8 protein-coding genes are annotated in these 5148 nt (G+C 36.2%); 3 read left to right on the forward strand and 5 right to left on the reverse strand.

Annotated elements, in window-relative coordinates; all coding sequences use genetic code 11:
• Positions 1-73: 73 nt before the first annotated feature.
• Positions 74-757 (reverse strand): acyltransferase, encoded by a 684-nt coding sequence (locus tag V7024_RS04615; protein WP_335516284.1) that lies wholly within the window; start codon positions 755-757, stop codon positions 74-76.
• A 578-nt stretch (positions 758-1335) separates the two neighbouring features.
• On the reverse strand, positions 1336-1821 hold the full coding sequence (locus V7024_RS04620; protein ID WP_335516287.1) for a VanZ family protein: 486 nt from the start codon (positions 1819-1821) through the stop codon (positions 1336-1338).
• A gap of 111 nt (positions 1822-1932) precedes the next feature.
• Here V7024_RS04620 and V7024_RS04625 point away from each other — a divergent pair, with 111 nt between their 5' ends.
• Together V7024_RS04625 and V7024_RS04630 are read left to right on the forward strand one after the other, a co-directional pair.
• Positions 1933-2157: a DUF1659 domain-containing protein gene (locus tag V7024_RS04625; RefSeq protein WP_335516289.1), complete on the forward strand. Its 225-nt coding sequence runs from the start codon at positions 1933-1935 to the stop codon at positions 2155-2157.
• Between the two features lie 19 nt (positions 2158-2176).
• The gene (locus V7024_RS04630; protein WP_335516291.1) at positions 2177-2392 is read left to right on the forward strand and encodes a DUF2922 domain-containing protein; all 216 of its coding nucleotides are present in this window, start codon (positions 2177-2179) and stop codon (positions 2390-2392) included.
• Positions 2393-2410: 18 nt separating this feature from the next.
• Here V7024_RS04630 and V7024_RS04635 read toward each other — a convergent pair whose 3' ends face one another.
• Positions 2411-2800: a DUF4359 domain-containing protein gene (locus V7024_RS04635; protein WP_335516294.1), complete on the reverse strand. Its 390-nt coding sequence runs from the start codon at positions 2798-2800 to the stop codon at positions 2411-2413.
• Positions 2801-3029: 229 nt separating this feature from the next.
• On the opposite strand from V7024_RS04635, the gene V7024_RS04640 reads away from it, so the two are divergent.
• Positions 3030-3533 (forward strand): competence protein ComK, encoded by a 504-nt coding sequence (locus V7024_RS04640; protein WP_335516296.1) that lies wholly within the window; start codon positions 3030-3032, stop codon positions 3531-3533.
• A gap of 53 nt (positions 3534-3586) precedes the next feature.
• Here V7024_RS04640 and V7024_RS04645 read toward each other — a convergent pair whose 3' ends face one another.
• Together V7024_RS04645 and V7024_RS04650 are read right to left on the reverse strand one after the other, a co-directional pair.
• Entirely contained in the window at positions 3587-4060 is a 474-nt protein-coding gene (locus tag V7024_RS04645) for a sigma-70 family RNA polymerase sigma factor (RefSeq protein WP_335516298.1), read from the reverse strand.
• Between the two features lie 245 nt (positions 4061-4305).
• Positions 4306-4980 (reverse strand): Yip1 family protein, encoded by a 675-nt coding sequence (locus tag V7024_RS04650; protein WP_335516301.1) that lies wholly within the window; start codon positions 4978-4980, stop codon positions 4306-4308.
• Between the last annotated feature and the right edge of the window lie 168 nt (positions 4981-5148).

The raw sequence follows: 5148 nt of genomic DNA on the forward strand, positions 1-5148 counted from the left end.
ATCTGAAGTGTTTTTGTTAACTTAATGGTTATGGCGTACCTGCTTCTCTTTATTAGTAATTGAATTTATTATATCATTCATAAATTCTTTTTCTATCCCATGTAATATTTTCTTTAACAATTCTTGCAGGAATACCAGCTGCAATATGATTTTCAGGTATATTAGAAGTCACAATAGCATTTGCTGCAATAACACTATTTGAACCTATTCTTACACCTTTTAGAATTTTCACATCACGCCCTATCCAAACGTGGTCTTCTATATTAATATCCTTAGCATAATTAATTCTTCTATTAGTATTTATGTCAATTATTGAATGGGAGTCACCGTTTCTTATATCAATTCCTGCTGAAAACATACAATCACTTCCAATGTTTATACATGAAAAAGGCTCTGTTACAGATACTCCTATACCCTCCATTGTCGTTTTCGAACCTACTGATATCGAACAATTGTTATCCTCGATCCAAAATGTAGAGTTTATTCCGTAACAGCCTTTCTTGATAATTATTTGATGATTATCACCTAGTATATGAAAACGACAATTAACTAAGCGTACTCCATCTTCACATAGTATCCTATTATTATTACCAGCGACAAAAATTCTACTATTTTTAATAAACGCTCCAGAAACATTAATTAAGTTATTTTTTCCTTTGAGTTTTTTTCGATTAAACATTATCGTATTATAAATTCTTGATAGCATCTTTAATACCATATCGTTAGACTTACTTATATACCACAATTTTTTTAACACAGTGTAATCACCCTATTACCAAACTATTTTTATTTTTATTCTTTTTCTTGTTTTCTGTACTTCATTTCTGAGTTGTTCCTTTCCATATCTCTTACTAATAAATAATAGTGAGAATATAATTATCCAGCTCGCTGGAGCTTGGTAGTCTCACCTAGATTCAGAAACGACCAAATGATAAGTATAATACAGGCCATGTAGAAACTTATTGGATTACAAAGAGTCCTCCTCCTAATCTTATATTATAGTAGCAAAAAATTATCAAAAATAAAATATTAGGAAGGTAGATATCTTTTAATTCATTATCCTGTTACAGACATATAAGGCTTTAAAATCGTTATTTGCAACGTAACAGATGTACTAGATGTAGAATTACTTTTAATCCACACATCGACATTGTTGCCGTTTTTGATATAGCTACACAAAATTACTTCTTGCTTGTCAGGCTTTGACACCCTGATTGCAATAGAGTCATCTGTTCGGATTGGCTCATCGAATAGAACAGAGAACTTTCCATCAAAAATACTCCAGATGCTTTCAGCATCTGGAGTATTTCTGTTAACTTGATAGCTATAGCTATCTCAGCTCCTTTTTCTTTTCCAAATAAAATTACTTATTAAGATACCTGTGAAACCACCGCACGTATCTAATACCGAATCTTGCCACATCGGTGTGCGGTCACCTGTGAAAGCTTGGTGAATCTCATCCATGCTCGCATACGCAGCGACGAGAAGCAGCGCCAACCAGAAAACGTACTTTCGTTTAAGCCCGCACTGCAATAACGCGAAATATGACAATGCTCCAAGAATACCGAACACAGTAAAATGGGCGCCTTTACGAATAAAAAATTCGATAAAACCACCGACACCTTTGTTCGCAATGCTAATAGGAGTACCTCCGCCATAATCAATAGATACCCATGAAAAATGCTCTTTCACAAACTCCACATTTACATATTTTGTGATATCTGAACGCATATCTTGCTTCTTATATGGCTGAGAAGATGAATAAAAAATGACCCCCATCCATATTAAAACGGGAATCCAAAATAACCACTTACGCTTCATGTTTAAAACTCCTTACTTTATTTCCTTTAAGCGTATCAAAAAAAAAGAAAAAATTCACGCCAAAAATATGACCTTCCCGCCTATATATATGACGAAAGGAGGGTGAAAAACATGGCGATTCAAACGATTGTATCTGATATGAGCTTACGTCTTGTCCTAAACGGCGGTACAGACAAAAACGGCAAAGCGATCATGAAAAACAAACAATTTAAAAACGTCAAACCAGATGCGGACTTAAACAAAGTACACGAAGTTGCAACTGCAATTGCTTCATTACAACAGCACAAACTTGATTCAGTACAGCTTGTGAGCACAACTGACGTATCTAACCTATAACAAAAGGAGGGAATAACAAATGGAAGTACTAGAACTCGTTTTCTTAAAGGAAGACGGTAAAACAGCCACTTTCTCAATTGAAAATCCTGTTACACCTGTAAACGAACAAACCGTAAATAGCGTCATGGATACCATTCTATCCGCTGGCATTTTTCTAACATTTGGACAGCATGCTCGCAAAAAAGGCGCACGCATTGTCGAAAAGAGCATTTCTGAAGTGAACATTAACATATAAGCAAAAAGGAAAGAGGGGCTACCCCTCTTTCTTTTTTGGCATTTCAACTGGTATAAAGATATGTGAAATACCGACTGAAACATATTTATAATTTTCTTTCCCTATCTGAAACTCTGTTGTATATGTCGAGAAAAAAATATAGTCATTCCGCTTCGTATAGTGATCAATTAATAAACCAACTTGCGGCTCTACATAGTTCTTCGCTAATTTCTTTCCAATTGTAGCTAACTCACCAAGAAGCCCTTCTTTATCTTCTTGCTCAACTTCCGACAATTTCTTATGAATATCATTTCGTGTCATAAACTGCTTTGCTGCCCAGTCTGTATATTCTCCTTTACTCGGGTTACTATTTGCTAAATATACGAAGAACACGACAGCTAAAGCGAGAAGTACATATTTCCACTTCATCTTTCCTCACCGCCTATCCTTTCTATTTTCATATATATGGAATCCCATTGCAAATTAGACAACCTAAATAGCTACAAATTTCTAGCGGGGCATCCATTCCGCAAATATCGAGGGGAAACAGTAAATATATACATTTTTTAACATTAATTTACAAATTCTTTAAATTGTTTTTATATTTTATTTTTATAATAGGAAGTGTAATTCATTACAATATGAGGAGGCTTTTCCATTGACTGACTTAGTTGATTGGTATGAAATTTCCGCACAAACGATGGCACTTGAGGCGTACGCTCATCCTGTTTATCAAACGAAAATTTGGGAAGCGCAAAGAATCATCTTTTCAGTGAAAACACCGCTGCAGCTCATTCGTGAAAGTTGCATTATGCGAAACTACTCGACTTATGAAGGCAAACGATTAGCCATTCAAGAATGTTGTTGTTTTAAACAAAACGTTCCAATCCCTATTGATCACCAAAACCTCATGTGCGCCATTCCTACAAAGTCACCTTCATCTTGGACATGCTCCTGGATATTTTATGCTTACATCGAAAGAATTGAACCTCACGATTCACGCTACACAAACATACATTTTCATAATGGTAAAAATCAAATTTTCCCTATTAGTCCCAATCAAATGAAGAATCAATGGATGAAAGCTGGTCATATTTTAGCAAAACTCATTCTTCTAGATAAAATGAAACTATCAATAGATCGTTCTTTTCCTCCTCTTTAAGTGAACTCGGCATACATATAGAAAAAGGAGGCTACCGCCTCCCTTTTCTATCATTATTCCACTGCATGCGCCCGCATTTTGTTTAGCGCTTGCCTATATATCCAGCGCGCTTGATGATACGTCATCCCTAGCTCAGTTGCAATCTCGCGCATTTTCTTTCCACCGTAGAAATGCTCAAATAAGACAAACTGCTCATTCTCTTCTAGCATACTCATATACTCAAACATCTCTCTCTGCTTCTCCTCACCGCCTATATTTTCTAATACATAATGCTCCGTACAAACTTCCTTGTCTTGCACACGACACTCTTTCTTTAACTGCTCTAACAAATATCCACGCACCGTCACAAGCGCATATGCCGGAAAGCTCCCCTTCTCCTCATCATATTTCTCATACGCCCGCCAAAGTGCAATGAGCCCGCACTGATAATACTCTTCATAATCTCGGTAAATACAAAGCTTCTTCATTTGATTTTTAATCATCTTCTCATACAGCGCTACTGTTTCCGTAAAGGTAACTGGCTTCACGTTTAACCCATTTCTAAAAGGTATACCTCTTTGGTATTCCGCGGTACCTTTATCTTATAAAAAAACAGCACCTCTTTCACCGCACTGCATTTCATGATAGACTAGCAAAATTTCAAATTTGCCTATGCAATATTTGAAATTCTGCTAGTCTTATGTGAAATTCCATAGCAATTTTGTCTTCGGCGCTTCGTCAATGTACGAAAAAAAACGGCTCTACATGAGCCGTTTTGATAAACATAATTTTATTATGCTTTTGGAACTAAGCCACTAACTGCTCCAAATGCTATTGATAGAACAAAGAAAACTACAACAAAAATCGTCGCTTGTTTCTTGCTTAAGCCGGCTGTAATGTGCAGTCCTAACCCTGTTACAACTAATCCCCAAATCGTGAAAACTTCAATTGATTTTGCAATGCCATGTACAACGCCGCCAGTAGAAGCAAATAGCGGTCCTAATCCTGTATACATTTCTTGACCATTTCCACCAAGAATCAATGCTAATACTACATTAATAATGCCACCAAGAGTCGTAATAATACTAGAATAAACAGTAATTGCTAATAATTTCTTATAAGACGTATCATTGCTCATAAACATCATAAGTACTTTATACAAAGCTGCACCAATAAAGAATGTAATCATAGCGCCAACTGCTGTAAGCACAAAGCCACTACCTAACGTGACTGCGATAGGCACTTCAAAACCAAATTCTTTTTTTTGTGCGACAATTGCAGGATCAATAGAAAGTAAATATGCAGCTATAGCCCCGACAATACCGATTAATACAGCCATTAAGAAAAACGCGCCCCACACCGGTGCATTACCTCTCATTCTCTCAAACTGCACACTAGGTGAGGTAATCATTCCGAATAATGATGGCTTTTCTCCACTTACCTTCTGCGTGTTTACGTTTGCTTCCATATGTAAAACCTCCTTTATTTTTTATCCCCGTTCTAACGGGTGGTGAATCTCCACTTTTCAAACAGAGATTCACCACCCATAAGAACTGGGTGTTATATATAAATACAAATTGAAAAACCAACATAAAGTGAAACTTTAATCAGTGGGGTGTTTTCTTCATCCCCCACT

It is taken from the genome of Bacillus sp. JJ864, assembly GCF_036963045.1.
In the GTDB taxonomy this organism is placed as follows: domain Bacteria; phylum Bacillota; class Bacilli; order Bacillales; family Bacillaceae_G; genus Bacillus_A; species Bacillus_A pseudomycoides_C.

Bases quoted from the DNA above. Each gene is read 5' to 3' on its own strand.
- V7024_RS04625 (WP_335516289.1), top strand. From the start codon at position 1,933: ATGGCGATTCAAACGATTGTATCTGATATGAGCTTACGTCTTGTCCTA.
- V7024_RS04630 (WP_335516291.1), top strand. From the start codon at position 2,177: ATGGAAGTACTAGAACTCGTTTTCTTAAAGGAAGACGGTAAAACAGCC.
- V7024_RS04620 (WP_335516287.1), bottom strand. From the start codon at position 1,821: ATGAAGCGTAAGTGGTTATTTTGGATTCCCGTTTTAATATGGATGGGG.
- V7024_RS04650 (WP_335516301.1), bottom strand. From the start codon at position 4,980: ATGGAAGCAAACGTAAACACGCAGAAGGTAAGTGGAGAAAAGCCATCA.
- V7024_RS04635 (WP_335516294.1), bottom strand. From the start codon at position 2,800: ATGAAGTGGAAATATGTACTTCTCGCTTTAGCTGTCGTGTTCTTCGTA.